Source organism: Cellvibrionales bacterium (assembly GCA_016713115.1).
Taxonomy (GTDB): domain Bacteria; phylum Pseudomonadota; class Gammaproteobacteria; order Pseudomonadales; family UBA7239; genus UBA7239.
In genome coordinates, this window is the sequence record JADJPU010000001.1 from 1,976,408 (window position 1) to 1,992,829 (window position 16,422).

10 protein-coding genes and 2 tRNA genes are annotated in these 16,422 nt (G+C 48.0%); 6 read left to right on the forward strand and 6 right to left on the reverse strand.

Annotated features, from left to right (window positions below; all coding sequences use genetic code 11):
* The first annotated feature begins 35 nt into the window (after window positions 1-35).
* The gene (locus IPK30_09745) at window positions 36-1,742 is read left to right on the forward strand and encodes an AMP-binding protein (GenBank protein ID MBK8103533.1); all 1,707 of its coding nucleotides are present in this window, start codon (window positions 36-38) and stop codon (window positions 1,740-1,742) included.
* A 4-nt stretch (window positions 1,743-1,746) separates the two neighbouring features.
* Here IPK30_09745 and IPK30_09750 read toward each other — a convergent pair whose 3' ends face one another.
* Window positions 1,747-2,547 (reverse strand): RNA methyltransferase, encoded by an 801-nt coding sequence (locus IPK30_09750; protein ID MBK8103534.1) that lies wholly within the window; start codon window positions 2,545-2,547, stop codon window positions 1,747-1,749.
* 138 nt (window positions 2,548-2,685) lie between these two features.
* On the opposite strand from IPK30_09750, the gene IPK30_09755 reads away from it, so the two are divergent.
* The 5 genes from IPK30_09755 (at window position 2,686) to rhlB (ending at window position 7,709) form a co-directional block, all read left to right on the forward strand.
* Window positions 2,686-2,762, forward strand: a tRNA-Pro gene (locus tag IPK30_09755).
* Between the two features lie 27 nt (window positions 2,763-2,789).
* Window positions 2,790-2,866 (forward strand) — tRNA-Arg (locus tag IPK30_09760).
* Between the two features lie 87 nt (window positions 2,867-2,953).
* On the forward strand, window positions 2,954-4,060 hold the full coding sequence (zipA, locus tag IPK30_09765) for a cell division protein ZipA (GenBank protein ID MBK8103535.1): 1,107 nt from the start codon (window positions 2,954-2,956) through the stop codon (window positions 4,058-4,060).
* Between the two features lie 17 nt (window positions 4,061-4,077).
* Entirely contained in the window at window positions 4,078-6,105 is a 2,028-nt protein-coding gene (gene ligA / locus IPK30_09770) for an NAD-dependent DNA ligase LigA (GenBank protein MBK8103536.1), read from the forward strand.
* Between the two features lie 80 nt (window positions 6,106-6,185).
* Window positions 6,186-7,709: an ATP-dependent RNA helicase RhlB gene (gene rhlB, locus IPK30_09775; GenBank protein MBK8103537.1), complete on the forward strand. Its 1,524-nt coding sequence runs from the start codon at window positions 6,186-6,188 to the stop codon at window positions 7,707-7,709.
* A 4-nt stretch (window positions 7,710-7,713) separates the two neighbouring features.
* Here rhlB and IPK30_09780 read toward each other — a convergent pair whose 3' ends face one another.
* Genes IPK30_09780 through IPK30_09800 form a run of 5 tightly spaced genes read right to left on the reverse strand, consistent with a single transcriptional unit; the run spans window position 7,714 to window position 16,420 of the window.
* Window positions 7,714-8,793: an acyltransferase gene (locus IPK30_09780; protein ID MBK8103538.1), complete on the reverse strand. Its 1,080-nt coding sequence runs from the start codon at window positions 8,791-8,793 to the stop codon at window positions 7,714-7,716.
* Window positions 8,790-11,150, reverse strand: a complete 2,361-nt coding sequence (locus IPK30_09785) for a response regulator (protein ID MBK8103539.1) — start codon at window positions 11,148-11,150, stop codon at window positions 8,790-8,792. The genes IPK30_09780 and IPK30_09785 overlap by 4 nt, the downstream gene beginning before the upstream one ends.
* Complete coding sequence (locus IPK30_09790) at window positions 11,147-14,005, reverse strand: response regulator (GenBank protein ID MBK8103540.1); 2,859 nt, start codon at window positions 14,003-14,005, stop codon at window positions 11,147-11,149. The genes IPK30_09785 and IPK30_09790 overlap by 4 nt, the downstream gene beginning before the upstream one ends.
* A complete protein-coding gene (locus IPK30_09795) occupies window positions 13,971-15,398 on the reverse strand; it encodes a sulfatase (GenBank protein MBK8103541.1) in 1,428 nt (475 codons plus the stop codon). The genes IPK30_09790 and IPK30_09795 overlap by 35 nt, the downstream gene beginning before the upstream one ends.
* Window positions 15,395-16,420 carry an SGNH/GDSL hydrolase family protein gene (locus IPK30_09800; GenBank protein ID MBK8103542.1) on the reverse strand — a complete coding sequence of 342 codons (1,026 nt, stop codon included), beginning with the start codon at window positions 16,418-16,420 and terminating at the stop codon, window positions 15,395-15,397. Before IPK30_09800 ends, IPK30_09795 begins: the two co-directional genes overlap by 4 nt.
* Window positions 16,421-16,422: the final 2 nt, after the last annotated feature.

Here is a 16,422-nt window from a genome sequence, read left to right on the forward strand (position 1 = left end):
TCAGCCCATCAGGGAACGCCAAGCGCAGGTGATGTATGTCAAACACTGAATTGAATCCAGCACAAGACACGGCTTCTTGCATACGCGCTGCGCAGTTGGCCTTGGGCTATCCACCGGAGTTGGATCTGCAAGCAGATACTTTGCAAACGCTGCCCGATATTCTCGCGCAAGCCGTGAAAAAATATCCTGCAAGACCGGCCTACAGTTGCATGGGGCAAACTTTGTCATACGTAGATGTTGATCGTCTGTCGCAACAATTTGCATCGTATTTACAAAATCACACCAGTTTGAAAGCTGGCGATCGCGTGGCGATACAGTTGCCCAATGTATTGCAGTATCCGGTGGCAGTGTTTGGCGCGCTGCGCGCGGGTATGGTGGTGGTGAATGTCAACCCGCTGTATACGCCCGATGAAATGCAGCATCAGTTGTCAGATTCTGGTGCGGCTGCGATTGTAATTTTGGCGAACATGGCACATAAGTTGGAGGACATTTTGTCGCGCACAGCGGTGCGGCATGTGGTGGTGACCGAGCTTGCTGATTTGCACCCATTCCCGCAGCGTTTGGTTATCAATAGCATGGTGCGCTATGTAAAAAAAATGGTGCCGCCTTACCATTTGTCGAATGCAGTTTCTTGGCGCGCTGCTTTGGCATTGGGGCGTGAAAAATCGTATCAGCCCGCAGTGTTGCAAACAGATGCTATTGCGGCACTGCAATACACGGGTGGCACTACCGGTGTGGCAAAAGGTGTGATGCTCACGCACGGCAATTTATTGGCGAATATGCGTCAGTGCCGTATTTTTATGGAAAAAGCGGGCGTGAAAAATGGTGGTGAAGTGGCGCTGGCGCCACTGCCTCTGTATCACATTTATGCGTTTATGCTGCACTTAGTGTTGTTGGCGGAGTCTGGCAGTCATTCGGTGTTGATTCCCAATCCGCGTGATCTCGATACGGTGGTTGCGGCATGGAAAAAATATCCCTGTTCATTTTTTGTCGGCATCAACACATTATTTGTAGCGCTGGCAAACAATAAGGCATTCAAGAAACTGGATTTTTCTGCACTGAAATTAACTTTTTCTGGCGGTATGGCATTGACGGAAACCGCTGCTACCCGCTGGCAGCAGACCACAGGCTGCGCTGTGTTGGAAGGTTACGGCCTCACCGAGTCTTCGCCGGTGTTGAGTATCAATCCGGCTGGCCATATGCGTTTAGGCACGATTGGTATTCCGGTGGCAGATACGAAAATTAAAGTTGTTGATGACAATGATGTGTTGCAGCCTGTTGGCTCGGCGGGTGAATTGTGCGCGCAAGGGCCGCAAGTGATGAAAGGCTATTGGCAGCGCGATGACGAAACGCAAAAAACGATTATCAACGGTTGGTTGCACACGGGTGATATTGCGATAGTTGATCCCGATGGCTATATCCGCATTGTGGATCGCAAGAAAGACATGATCAATGTATCCGGCTTTAATGTGTATCCCAATGAAATAGAAAATGTAATGAGCGCGCATCCCGATGTGGTGGAGTGCGCCGTGGTGGGCGTGCCTTCAGAAAAAACAGGCGAGGCGGTGAAGTTATTTGTGGTGTCGCGCAATCCTGCCTTAACCGCACAAGATTTGGAAGATTTTGCACGCGAACATTTAACGGGTTACAAAACACCAGATATTGTAGAGTTTCGCAGCAGTTTGCCGAAATCCAATGTCGGAAAAATCCTGCGGCGCGAATTGCGCGATGGCCAAGCCTAAAAAATTAACGGCTTTCTTTGTCTAACAGTTGACGATTTTTTTGCACGATATGTTGTGTGCCGGTGAGGATGCCGTGCAGGATGCTCAACTCCATTTGATCGGGGCGGATGCGCGAAAATAAGCGCCGCAAACGCGGCATGGTTTGGCGCGGGTTGTCGCGCTTGTGAAAACCAATATCCACCAGCGTTTGTTCTAAATGTTCTATGTAGTAATCCAGCTCTTTCGCGGTGGCTGGTGCAATATCCCAATCAGCCCAGCCTGGCATTTCTGGCACTTCGGCTTGCGCGTGCGCCGCCATGCGTATCTCGTAACACACCACTTGCACGGCGGCGGCGATATTCAGCGCGCTGTAAATGGGGTTGGTAGGGATATGTAAGTGCGCGGTGCAGCGGTGCAGTTCTTCGTTGGTCAGTCCGCGGTCTTCGCGCCCGAACAAAATTGCCACCGGATGCTGGCTCGCTTCGCGTACAGCACTGGTGCCGGCCTCGCGCACGGTGTGCAGCATCCACGGAATGCTGCGCTCGCGGGCGCTGGTGCCCAATACCAAACCGCAGTCGGCGATGGCTTCATCTAGCGTATTCACGACGACAGCTTGCTCCAAGACATCCGTGGCATTGCCAGCGCGCCACACGGCTTTGTCAGCGGGGTAGTCTTGCGGGTCCACCAGATACAGTTGCGACAAGCCCATGTTTTTCATCGCGCGCGCTGCAGCGCCGATATTGCCAGGGTGTTGGGTGTTGATCAGAACGATACGAATATTGCTCAGATGCGGCGCCAGTGGATCGGTGATCGTGCTCTTGGACATCGTGTTTTTGCCGTGTTTTTTGCTAGGGTGCACAGTCTAGCAGATGCGAAAAACAGCTTCGGTTTCAGATTGACGCTCACCGAGGCTGTCAGTAGAATGCCGCCCCTCAGTGAAGGCTTCAGCCAACACTTACCGCATCGGGGTATAGCGCAGTCTGGTAGCGCGCCTGCTTTGGGAGCAGGATGTCGGGAGTTCGAATCTCTCTACCCCGACCAACTTCCCGCCACCTTTCCCCTGCTTCTGCGCCCGTAGCTCAGTCGGATAGAGCATCCGCCTTCTAAGCGGATGGTCGGGGGTTCGAATCCCTCCGGGCGCGCCATTTCAAGTTGTCGAAGGCTTCACTGTTCAGTGCTGCTCTCCTGTGTAAAATGGCACCAGTTTTGAATAGGGATAGGACTCTGTTGGCATGCCTGAATCGCTGATTGCTTTAGGAATTCTTGTCGTTGCGGCAATTTTGCTGGATGGCGTGCGCCGTGCACGCAATGCGCGTCGTGATTCGCTGCACATGATGGACAAAATGCATCAAGGCATGGATCGCAACTTGGATGATTTTGGCAATGATTTCCCCAACGGTGCTGCGCGTGTTGTTGCACCGCGCGATGAGGAAGTAGATGAAACTTCCCCAGTAACGACTAAACACAGCAAAGCCGATTTGGCGCAAGTTGCTCCCATTTTGTTGGATGTAAAAGATGAGCGTCCGGTGCGTATTGAGCCCGAATTAGGGTTAGACGATTTTGAAGAAAACTTCGATGGTGGGTGTGATATTGATGACGGAGAAGATGCACTTACTGCAGAAACACCGACAGCAGATGAAGAGAAGTCGTTAGAGGAAACGACAGTTCCTCCCGCGCGTGGTGTGCGCAATGCTTCTCCTGTTTTTGATACCGCTACCCAGCCTTTAGGTTTGGGTGAATCAGAAGTGGTGAGTGAACCGCGCATTTACGAAAGACCGGCAGATAAACCTGCGCCGCGCCGAGAGCCGACCGTGCAAAAGCCTAGCAAGTCGGTTTTGGAGGCGCGTGAAGAACGCAGTCGTGCTGAAAAAGCAGCAGCAGAACCGAAAAATCAACAATTGCCACTGGATGATTTGATTATCGTTGGTGTGATGGCGCGCGATCGCAACGGATTTAGCGGAACAGCACTGTTAGATCTTTTTTTAGAGCGCGGTTTGCGTTTTGGTCACCATGGATTGTTTCATTACTACACAGGTGAGCAGACAGAAAAAGAATCGTTGTTCAGTGTGGCAAATATTTTTAACCCAGGCTCGTTTGACTATAACCAGATGGATAATTTTCAAACGCCAGGCATCACGATGTTTCTCTCTATGACTTCTCTGCACGGCAACGCGATGGAAGTGTTTGATTTGATGTTGGACACTGCGCGCGCGATTGCCACGCGATTGAATGGTGAGTTGCGTGACGACCAGCGCAGCGTGTTGACCAATCAAACCATCGAACATAATCGCCAGCGAATTCGTCAATTCGAGATGCAAAGCCGTATGCGCGCGCGTTGATATGCAGGAAGTAGTGCATGTCATCCGCTGAGTTACGCCAACAATATCGCGCACTCAAAGACCAGCTCCACCATCACAGCCATCGCTACTATGTGTTGGATGCGCCGGAAATTCCCGACGCAGAATATGATCGTTTGATGCAGCAATTGCTGCATATCGAAGCTGAAAACCCCGCATGGATAACGCCGGACTCTCCCAGTCAGCGCGTGGGTGCTGCGCCGTTATCACAATTTGCCAGCGTGCAGCACGAAGTGCCGATGTTGTCTCTGGATAATGCATTTTCTGATGACGATGTGATTGCCTTTGATCGCCGCATTCACGACCGCTTGAAAACAACCGATGTGATTGAGTATTGCTGCGAGCCGAAGTTGGATGGCTTAGCGGTTTCGCTGTTGTATCACAATGGAGTGTTTGTGCGCGGTGCCACACGCGGTGATGGTAGCAGTGGTGAAGACATCACGGCCAATTTGCGCACTATCGGCGCTATTCCTTTGCGGTTACAGGGAGAAAACATTCCTGCTGTATTGGAGGCGCGCGGTGAAGTGTTTATGCCGTTGCAAGGTTTTGAAAAAATGAACGCGGCGGCAATGGCCGCTGGAGAAAAAACTTTTGTAAATCCACGCAATGCCGCTGCGGGTAGTTTGCGACAGTTGGATTCTCGTATCACGGCACAGCGCCCGTTGAATTTTTATCTCTATGGCGTTGGAAAAGTAGAAGGTGGTGCGTTGCCAGAGAAGCACGCTGATATTTTGTTGTGCTTAGGTGCAATGGGTTTTCCTGTTAATCCTGAATTGCGTGTGGTGACAGGTGTTGAAGGTTGTGTGGATTACTATCAACAGTTATCGCAGAAACGCACGGCATTAAATTACGATATTGACGGTATCGTTTATAAAGTTAATGATCTTGTTTTGCAGAAAACTTTAGGTTTTGTTGCGCGCGCACCGCGCTGGGCAACGGCGAGAAAATTTCCAGCGCAAGAAGAAATGACGCGCGTGTTGGAAGTGGATTTTCAAGTCGGTCGCACAGGCGCTATCACGCCAGTTGCGCGCTTAGAGCCAGTGTTTGTCGGTGGTGTGACGGTAAGTAATGCCTCGTTGCACAATATGGATGAAGTGGCGCGCTTGGATTTGTGCGTTGGCGATACAGTCATCGTGCGGCGAGCGGGTGATGTGATCCCGCAAATTGTGCAAGTGTTGCCTCAGCGGCGACCTGAGCATGCAAAGCCGGTTTATTTGCCCCGTGTGTGCCCTGTGTGTGCATCGCCCGTGGAAAAATCAGAGAGCGAAGCGGTAGCGCGCTGCAGTGGTGGTTTGATTTGTGCCGCACAGCGCAAAGAAGCGATTAAACATTTTGCACAGCGCAGGGCAATGGATATTGATGGCTTGGGCGATAAACTGGTGGAGCAACTGGTGGATGGCGATATCGTGTATTCACCCGCTGATATTTATGCATTGACCGCTCCTGTGCTTGCCAATTTAGAGCGCATGGGTGAAAAATCTGCCATCAATTTATGTGAAGCAATTGCGACTTCAAAAACCACAACGCTGCCACGATTTTTGTACGCCTTGGGGATACGCGAAGTGGGTGAGGCGACTGCGCAAACGCTGGCACGGCATTTCGGCTCATTAGAAGCCTTGGCGGCAGCGGATGCAGCAGCGCTGCAGCAAGTCCCGGATGTGGGGCCGGTAGTGGCGCACTATCTCGCCGAGTTCTTTGCAGATGCGCGCAATACAGCGGTGGTGAATGCGCTGCGCGGTGCGGGCGTGCATTGGCAGGATATGGCTGTAGCTGCTGAAACCACGAGCCCATTGGCCGGTAAAACTTTTGTGTTGACAGGTACTTTATCCAGTTTGGATCGCAACACCGCAAAAGATCGATTGCAGGCTTTGGGTGCAAAAGTGGCGGGTTCGGTATCCGCTAAAACGGATGTGGTGGTTGCTGGTGCAGAGGCGGGCTCTAAACTGACCAAGGCAGAGCAGTTGGGCGTTCCGGTATGGGACGAGGCGCAGTTGTTAGCTCTGCTAGCAGAACACGCTGCGCACTAGCGCCGTTCCACGGGCGAGAAGCTTTTTTGTTATGCTGACCGCTGCCCTTATTTTCTCTTTTTCTTACCTCATCGGCGGATATCGCATTGCTGTCTAAAATTCTCTCCAAGCTTCCTTTTCGCTCTCCAGCACCAGCGCATACAACGGCTGCATCGCATAACAACGCGGCGCATGTAGGGCAGGATGTTGAAAAGTCTGATGTACACAGATCATCTAAAAAACGCAGGGGGCGTGGTGGCCGAGGCCAAAATCAAGAGAAGCAGGGCAATACAAAAACCACAGTGCCGTCTTGGGATATTGGACAATTTGTAGTGGAAGCAGTTGAAGGGAAAACGCGCTTCCACGACTTTGATTTGCCTGAACAATTGATGCACGCCATTGCGGATCTCGGATTTAGTTATTGCTCGCCGATTCAGGCGCAATCCCTGCCTTACACTTTGCGCGGTGGCGATATTGTTGGTAAAGCACAAACCGGCACAGGAAAAACTGCGGCGTTTTTAATTTCGGTGATTAATGATTTGTTAAAAAATCCACCCGAGCATGAACGCTATGCTGGCGAGGCGAGAGCAATCGTATTAGCACCCACGCGTGAGCTGGCGATACAAATTGGCAAAGATGCGGAGGCTTTGTGTAAGTACAGCGATTTGTCTGTGCAGGTGTTAGTCGGCGGCATGGATTATCAAAAACAGAAAAATCATTTGCACAGCAAGTTGGTGGATATTCTGGTTGTCACGCCAGGGCGTTTGATCGACTTTCTGGAAAGTCGTGATGTGCATCTGGACGAAGTGGAATGCTTGGTTATAGACGAAGCGGATCGCATGTTAGATATGGGATTTATTCCGCAGGTTAAGCGCATTGTGCGCTCCACGCCGCCTAAAGAAAATCGTCAAACTTTATTGTTCAGCGCAACTTTTAATCAAGATGTACTCAACTTAGCGAAGCAGTGGACTTGCAACCCTATTCATATCGAAATACAGCCGGAACGCGCCGCTACGGATAATGTTGAGCAGCGCGTATATATGATGAGCAGCGATGAAAAGTTCACCGTGTTGATGAACTTGCTGCAGGGTGATGATGTTCAAAGTTTGATCGTATTTGCCAATCGCCGTGATATTTGCCGCGACCTGTTTGAAAAACTGCGTGCCTGCAATGTCTCTTGCGGTATTTTGAGTGGCGAAGTGGATCAAGATAAACGCATCCGCACGCTGGAAAAGTTCCGCAGCGGTCAAACCAAAGTGTTGGTGGCAACCGATGTGGCGGGTCGAGGTATCCATGTGGATGGCATTAGCCATGTCATTAACTACACGCTGCCGGAAGTGGCAGACGATTATGTGCATCGCATTGGGCGTACCGGTCGTGCGGGAGCAAAAGGCGTTTCTATTAGTTTTGCCAGCGAAGATGACAGCTTTTTGTTGCCGGCTATTGAGCAATTACTAGGGCAGAAATTGCAGTGTGCAATGGCCCCTGTCGAATTGATGAAAAAACTGTCGGAAGATATGCAGTTCCGAGCAGAAAAAGCAGAACGAGAAAGTCGCCGTGAGCGTCGTGCAGCTTCTGCCAATAAAGGTGGCGGGCGTTCCTCGTCACACAGACCGCGTCGTTAATTGCTTACGCCAAATATTTCTTGCCGGCGCGCAGCAGAGGTTTTTCCAGCAGTTGATAACACAGCGTGCCGGCAACTAATGTTACAGCAAACAAGCTCGGCCAAAACCACAGGTTATTGAATAGCGAGTCTTCAAAACCTTGTAGCTTCCATATTTTTCTGCCGATAGAAAGAAAAATAATATGCGTAAGGTAGAGAGAATACGAAGCATCGCCAATTTTTTGGAGTAGTTGCGACAAGTATTGTTTTTGCTGCTCCATGGACGCTACGGCTGCCAAGATTAAGGCGCAGGGCAGTAGTAAATACAGCACGCGATCATCAGCAATCGGAAATTCATAACCGTTATTTGCGACCCATGCCAGCCAGCTAACGGCAAACGCAGCGCAACCCAACAAAAGAAAGATATATGGTTTAGTGATATGTTTTTTCTTGGTTAAAAACATCGCTAACCAGCAGCCAACGGTGAATTCCAGTGTTAATGGATTGCACAATAAATAGCTGATAGGTTGGTATTGCGTGGGTTTGAGTATCCACCAGAAAACCAGCGTTACAGCAGACCACGCCAGCAGCAGCCAGCCGTGTGTGCGTTGTGGCAATAACAGCAATAAGCCAAATACGCAGTAAAAATACACTTCATGGATTAAAGTCCAGCTAATCGTGAGTGGCGGCAGGTTTACTTGCGGAAATAACAGGGCAGATTTTAGTAAATAAATTGATAGATCAGGGATGTATCGAGCGGCATCTGGGTTGAGATTGAGGTTGTTGAGTAAATCGCGACTGCTAAAAAACAATAGATAAGTGATTGGAATGCTCACCAGCCAATAAATCGGATAGATGCGCAGCAGGCGGCGTTTCATAAATTGCAATGCCGTGCTAAAGCTAGCTTGCATGCCTCGTGTAATCGCCATCATCAGAAATCCGCTGATGAGGAAAAAAATATCTACGCCGACGGCGCCAAAATGTAAGACATCTGGCAGTGCATACGCCGTGCTGGATTTGCTTTGCACGCCAGCCAGATGATAGAAAATTACCAATAACACCGCGATGCCACGCAGTGCTTGGATGTTGTAAAAGTGGGGGTTCATGGTTTTTGCAGGGATATGAATAGCTGCTCTAGGTCAGAGATGGTGACGGGTTTGTGCAGTACATGAATGCCGTGTGGTAGACCAAGTTCATTGGTACTGGCTTTGTCGTGTGCTGTCATTATGACGATAGGAATGGGCGGTAGTTTCATTTTTTTCTCAAAATCTCGTATCAATAGCGTTGCAGCGCTGGCATTGCATATTGGCATATTCCAGTCCAAAAGAACTGCAGAGATTGTATCGTGATTTTTGATGTAGTCTTCTACCAGCGGCTTGCCATTGGGGTAGATGCGAAAAGCTTTTTCTAGCTTTTCAAGTTGCGAAGCAACTACAAGTTGCAGTGTTTCATCGTCCTCGGCAACCAAGATGGCGCCTCGCATTGCATTGTTGGCTGCAGAGCTGTTGGGTGCAGTGGGTTGCACGGTGACGGTATTTGCAAGAAGAGGATTGTCAGTATCGGCTACGGGGCGGCAGGGGATGTGACACCAGAATGCCGTGCCGTGCAGAGGGTTGGATTCAAAATTGATATCGCCACCCAATAAGAGACACAGTTTTTTACTGAGCGATAGACTGATGCCGATGCCGCGTTGGGTGCGGGTTGTAGATTTGTCAGGTTGCTCAAAGATTTCAAAAATTTCTGGTTTGTGGTCTTCGGCAATGCCAGCACCAGTGTCTATGATGTCAAAGCGGATGGCGTATTGGTTGTTGTAGCTCTCCGGCTCTACTTTGAGAAGAATATGTCCTTTGTTCATGTTGTTAATAGAATATTCTAGTACGCAGCCTAGGATTTTCTCTGTGATATTTTTTTCTCCCTCTACCATGGTTGGGGTGTTTTTTTCAATTTGGTAATTCAAGGTGATGTCTTTTTTTGCAAGTTGTTTCTCTAAATTACTGGCAATGCCATCAAGTAATAGACGAACATTAAAGACGGTATTGCTGGTTTTCCATTTTCCTGAGTTAACACGCGCATAGTCGAGTAGCATGTTGACGGATGATAATAGCGTTTCTGCGGATTCCAGAATTCCTTCAACTAGCTGCTTGTTTTCTTTGTAAATTGGATTTTTTCTTGCAATTTCTGATAGGCCAATAATGCCGGCTAATGGTGTTCTCAATTCGTGTGAGACATGGGTGAGAAAATTCTTTTTTGCTTCTGTCTCGGCTTTGGCGTGCAGAACGGCATTGACTGCTTGATCTTTCTGGTTGTTCAACCAGCTGATGCGCTTGCCGATAGCAAAGCCAAATAAAATTAATTGCACCGTGGTGCCTATCAGGGGTAGTGCGCGCGTTATTTGTGAGGAGGGGATGAAGCCTGCATACATCAGAAAAATCATCATGCCGGCAACGACTGGCGCTGCCAGTGCCATCAGGTAGAACTTGGCTAAAGGGTAGCCTTGTCGAATGCGTACGATGGAAATTATTACTAAAGAAGGTAGCGTGATAATTGTTGTTGGAAGTGCATACAGCGCAAAAAACACAGGGTCGTTTTGAATGAGTGGTAGTGGTAGTGCGACAATAAGTGTGTACCAAAAAAGAAAACGCAGCCACATATCAGATCGAGGGGCATTTTCCTTGGTGAGCAAATAGTTTCGTGCTAGGGCAATTCCAAAAATTGTGCTAGCGATGGCAAACACCCCTGAACTGATATTGTTCCAATAGGAAGCGCTCGGCCAAAATAGATAAAGTAGCCCAATGTCATTTATTTGAAGAAGCGTCACACAAAAAGTTGAGCCAAAGAGCAGTAGATAAGCTTTTTCTTTGGTGGCGAGGCCAATGAGTAGTGAATACAAAATCAGTGAGAGTACAAAGCCTATCAGTAGCCCGGCAACAGATTGCTGTAGAGTAAGGAGGTGAAGCATCCGCTCGGTATCACGGATCAAGACGACGCTGTGGTAGGGGAAAATAGACCCTGCATTTATACGGAGTGTTTCGCTTGTATTGGGTGGGATTTTAATGTCAAAAATAATTTCTGAGCCTAGGTTCTCCCAGTTTGCTAACGGATACTCCATGCCGCTAATGCCAATCAGTTGATGGGTGTCGTTGGTGATGTTTAAAACTTCTATGTGTCGGACGCGTGTGTTTTCTAAGTAAATACTAATGGATTTAGCGGTGGCGTCTTGGTTGACAATAGTGATACACGCTTGGCCTTGATGTTCGTATGGGGTGTCAGTTGCCTCCAATAAATTACGCAGCGATTCGTTCTCTGTTTTTAGCTTTGTGCTGAAGAGTGTGCTGTTTTTATTGGATATATAAGTGGTTTGGCAGTTTTCTGCTGTTGCTAGTGATAGAGAAGATATTCCTGTCAACATTAGCAATATTAATGTTTGCAGGAAATAGTGCAGCATGGTCTGGTAATGTTTCATGCCAGACTCCTGTATTGATTTTCTATGTGTTGTATCAGAGTGGCCGTATGAACAGGTTTGGTGAGATAGATATCCATGCCTGCTTGTTTGCTGCGCAAACGATATTCCTGCTCGGCATGGGCGGATAGCGCAATGATTAGTGCCGGTTTAAGTCCGTGTGATTTTTCATACTCGCGGATCATTTCTGTTGATTCGAAGCCATCCATTATGGGCATCTCGCAATCCATGATAATGACTTTGAATGCAGAGCCATCCTTATGGTGTTGGATGAATGCCTCAAAGGCTTGTTTGCCATTGCAGCTGGTAATGGGTTTTAGGCCAATGGAAGTGATAATTTCTTCTATGATCAGTTGGTTTGTTGGAATGTCATCGACAATCAATACAGACTTATGTGGCCTATCAACTTTTGGCGACACTTTGTGAATAATGCTGTTTTTTCTGAGAATGGCTTCAGCAATGTTTAGTGAGAAAGTCTCTACAGAGGGTTTTCTAAGGATGACTTCATAACCTTTTTCGTTTCCCATAATTTCTTCAGAGCTAGTGATCTCATCGTAGTCCTTGTAAACAAATAGTGGTATTCCTGTTGTCAGAATGGCGTTAATGGTTTTCTCGTTGGCTAGCTCGCTGTAAATAAGGGCTGCATCGATAACGGTCGTTCCGTGATTATTTTCATTTGGCGTTGTTTCTCTTAGTGCATCAATAATTTGTTGTTCTGTATTGGTGGTGATGAGTGTATTCACGGCATCTGAGATTTTTTCATAAATGCTGTTCACTAAATAGGTGTCTTTGTCCGCTAGCAAAAGATTTAAGCCATCAAAAGCACAGTGTGTTTTTCGGGTTGTGTTGTGGTGTGTTGTGACTTTTATGCTGAACCAGAATGTGCTTCCTCCGCTTGGATTTTTTCTATATCCGCAGTGCCCCCCCATCATCTGGCTCAGTTCTCGTACTACGCTTAGACCGACTCCTGTACCTTTGGGGTTTACTTCTGGATTCATGGACTCAAAAAAGGTAAATAACTTTTTCTCGTCTTCTTCCTTAACGCCAATCCCGCTATCAATTACTTCAAAGCAGTAGAGATGCTGATTGGCGGCAGGTGTAGATTCTTGGCTGACATGCAAGCCGACAATACCGTCGCTAGTAAACTTACAGGCATTGCCTAAGAGATTGATGAGTATTTGTCGCAGGCGATTGATGTCGGTCGTGATATCGCTTGTCACATTATTGTCTATCTGGAAATACAGGCGAATTTTTTTGTCATGTGCCGTTAATAAGAATATATCAACACACTCTTGCAGAAGGCTGTGCAAATCAAGGCGGGTGTTCTGTAGGTCTTTCTGATTTTTGGTGATGGACTTGATGTTGACAATGTCTTCAATCAGATACTTTAGCGGCAAGGCGGTGTGATAAATCATGCTAAATACGCGGCGATCTTTCGGCAGGTGCGATTTGTGCATAAGGATTTCTGCCGCGCCAAGAATACCGTTGAGTGGTGTTCTCAGCTCATGATTTAGGTGAGACAGTAGCTGATTGTGGGCATCGCTGGTGATATTGGCTTGGGAGGCTGCTCTAGCATGCTCTATATTTTCAAGTTGCAGTCGTTTAATACTCAATAAAGTCACTACGGAGAGCAGGAAGATGGAGAGGGTTTCTAAGCTTTGTGATATCAGTAAAAAACTATTGGGGGCGTTAACGATGCCCATGGCTGCCAGCAGGGTTGAGGAGAAGTTATAAAATGGCAGTGCGGTGCCAAGAAGTAGTAACAGTTTGCTGGTCGTGGGAATCTTTTTGTCTATTAAGTACAGATAAAAGAAGTATATGAATACGGCTAGTGTTGCCATGCCGTAAATTGGAAATAAAAAAACTGTCGGTGCGTTGAGCGTGAAGGCTATAGCGACATAACACAATGCTGCTAAATATATTTTTAGCGTGGTTTTTACTCTGGTTGGTGGTGTTTCGTTGAATGTGAAGTATGCCAAAAAGCAAGCGAGGGATGCGCTGTCAAACAAAGGTAGTATTATTGAGAAGTTTGTGAGTAATGTTTTTGGTGCAATACCTGAAAATATACGAAAAAAATCTTGATGGAAGAAAAATGTTGCAACAAGAAAAAAAGTAAAAATGTAGTAGAAAAAATAAGACTTTTGTTTGGTGTATGCCGCGATCAATAGAGCGTAGATGCCAAGGCCAGACAGTATTCCATTGAGAATGCCAAACCAGATGCGGGTTTTGTATTGCTGCGCAGAAAAGGCTGTTGGTGTTTGAATCGATATGGTGTAAATATACGAGTGAAAACCTTTAGATTTTATGATCAGTGTGGCTGATTGTCCGGCTGCCAAGTCTATTTGCTGAATGTTTTTGTTGTGAGTTAGGTCGGTGTTTTTTGTGCAGGAGCTGGCATCGTTTTCTCGTAAGCAAAGATAACTTGATACATCGTCGGTTACTGGGCTGTTGTCGCGTAGATACAGCACTTGATCTTCGCTAAGGTTGTTGTGAATGGGGATGCGATACCACACCTCATGTCTTGGGTGCAGCACGATAGACGCTGTTCTGGTTGAGAGCGCTGCCCAATGTTGATCGGGCATGTGAATGACATCTGAGATGGTGGGGTTTTGCGCGCCAGGGTCGTAAAAGGTTGTGAATGGTTTTGGAAATAGCTGTCCGGCCGTGAGGCTGCTGAGTTGTAACGCTTTAGGTGTGTTTTGTTGAGCAGCGGCGCTTTCAGCAAAAACTGATTGGCTCAATGTTGTATTTATTAGCACTGTGAACAAAAGCGCCGATAAATATAGCAACACAGGCATGGTTTGACTGCGTTGTGGTGTGTGTTTAGGTGCTTGGTGCTGTTTTTCGCAAGTAATCATTAATAGCCGCCGAAAGATTTTTGCGTACGGTTTGGTATGACTCTTGGTCGACTTGGTTGTGCCATTCATGAGGGTCCTGTTCATGGTCGTAGAGTTCTTCTGTTCCGTCCGCATAGCGTATCAGGCGAAAGCGCTGATCGACTACAGCGACATGATCCTTGTTGTGCATTTGCCAAACAGTAAAGGCTTTATACGGCCATGCGGCATTGGTATTGCGCAACAGAGGGCTGAGGCTGTGGCCGTCTACAGGGTAGGGTAATGGTTGGTGGATAAGGTCGGCCAGCGTTGGGTAAATATCGAGCAGGCTGACCGGTGCATGACAGCGCTTTCCGGCAGCAATGCCTAGGCCGCTAAATATCAGCGGAATATGCGTTGCTTCTTGCCACAGCGTGAGTTTGCGCCACTGCATTTTTTCACCGAGGTGCCAGCCGTGATCAGACCACAGCACAATGATGGTGTTGTCAGCTAGGGGTGAAGCGCGCAGTGTTTGCAGCACACGCCCCAGTTGTTCGTCAGCGTAGGTGATAGAAGCGAGATAAGCCTGTATGGCCTTTTTCCACAAGCCATCGCGGATGATGTCTGAGTGTAGATATCCGTTGATCATCTCACGCCCCGCGGCAGGGATGTCATCGAGATCACTTTGCAGTACAGCGGGTAGTTGCACTTTATCCAGCGGGTAGCGATCGAAATACGCTTGGGGTAAGTACCAAGGTAAGTGCGGTTTGCCGATGCCTAAGCCGAGAAATAACGGTTGTTTTTGTGGAGTCTGAATCTGTTGAATAATTTGATTGGCAGTTTGGTAGTCAGGCGTATTTTCTAGCGCGGTATCGACGACGCCCCAATCAAATTGCAAATCTGTTTTGTAGGAATAGGGCGCGCCTTTGCGTGGAGTTTCGTAGCTCGGCTTAATGGGATCTTCAGGCTCGCCATGAGAATTATTCGGCCAAAAATAATCCCAAGATTGTGGGTCGTGAAAGTGGAAAATTTTTCCGGAGCCTACTGCGCGATAACCGTGATTGCGAAATAACTGTGGAATAGGCACAGCATTTTTAGTTTGCGGTAGTTCGCGCCATTGGGTGTTGTTGTAAAACGCACCGGTTCGCAGTGGTGATAAGCCGGTGAGCGTGCTGGTGCGCGACGCGTTGCACAATGGTACGGCACAGTGTGCATTGGTAAACAGGGTGCCGCTGGCGGCGAGTGCATCGATATTGGGTGTATGCACTTTTCCTGGGTAGCCGCCCAAGCAGCCGACCCAGTCATTCAAATCATCAAAGGCGATAAACAAAATATTAGGCGGTTTCGTGGCAGTGTTGCCAATGCCTTTTATAGAAATGCCAGCGGCCATTGTTGCCAAGGAAGCTTGCAAAAATCGGCGGCGCGATAAGGGGTTCACGGCGTGGTTATTCCGGCACCGAAACCAAAAACATGGTCGCGCTGAATAGCAGTAAACAAACTCTGGGCAAACATTGCATGCGCCGTGGCATTGGGATGACTATCCAATAAATAAATGCTGTAGTCGTCGATATTGGTGCCGTGGAAGGGCTGTGTCGTGTCAACGAATTGTATGCCGTATTTTTGGGTGATATGACTGAGATTACTGATGTCGCTGGCAGCGTGTTCGCGGTTATCAAGATATGCCAAAAGAATTGGCATATCAGGCTTGATCGTGTTGGCGAGGCGGCGCATCTCGCCTAGCTGCTGGTCGATGAACGCAATATCTTTGGGGCGATAAGTTGTTGTTGCGCGAATTTGAAAGGCTTTTTTTTCTGCGCTTTGAAGTCGGTAGTACTCGCGCACATAGGAGCTGAAAAAGCCGTTGACGATATGAGGATTGAATGGCGGCACACTGCCGGTTTTTGGGGGTAGTGCAACTTGATCGTTAAAAGCGCAAAACCCCAATAAAATAGCATCGGGCTGCCACGCGGGAACTAGGTGTTCTAGCGTAGCGTTGTAACGCTCTAAACCAAAACCGCCCACCGCAAAATTAATCAGTTCGTAAGCTTGAGTGCTGTTTGTATTCAAGTTGTTTTCTAGCACGGCATGAAAACTTTTATCGGTATCTACGCCAGAGGCCATGCTATAAGAGTCCCCCAGCACAGCAATACGATAGTTATTGGCAGGTTTTTCTAGTGAATATTCTTTGTCTGCCAAACCGTAGCTGTTAGTGGTGAGGCGCGCCAATTTGAATGAAGTATCTAAGTTGGGTTTTAGTGCCCAGTAAATATCATCAAAGGGGGATTGCCTCATAAAATCAGTATTGCTAATCGGCGCATTATTTTTCATGGCGCGGTAGTCAAATGCTTTCCAGCCGAACAGCCAACAGCGAAACCCTTGCTCAAGGATGAGCAGGGAGAGCGCGGTAAAAAACACCAGCAGCACGGCGTTAATGCCTATGTTCTTGAGTATTTGCTTCATGG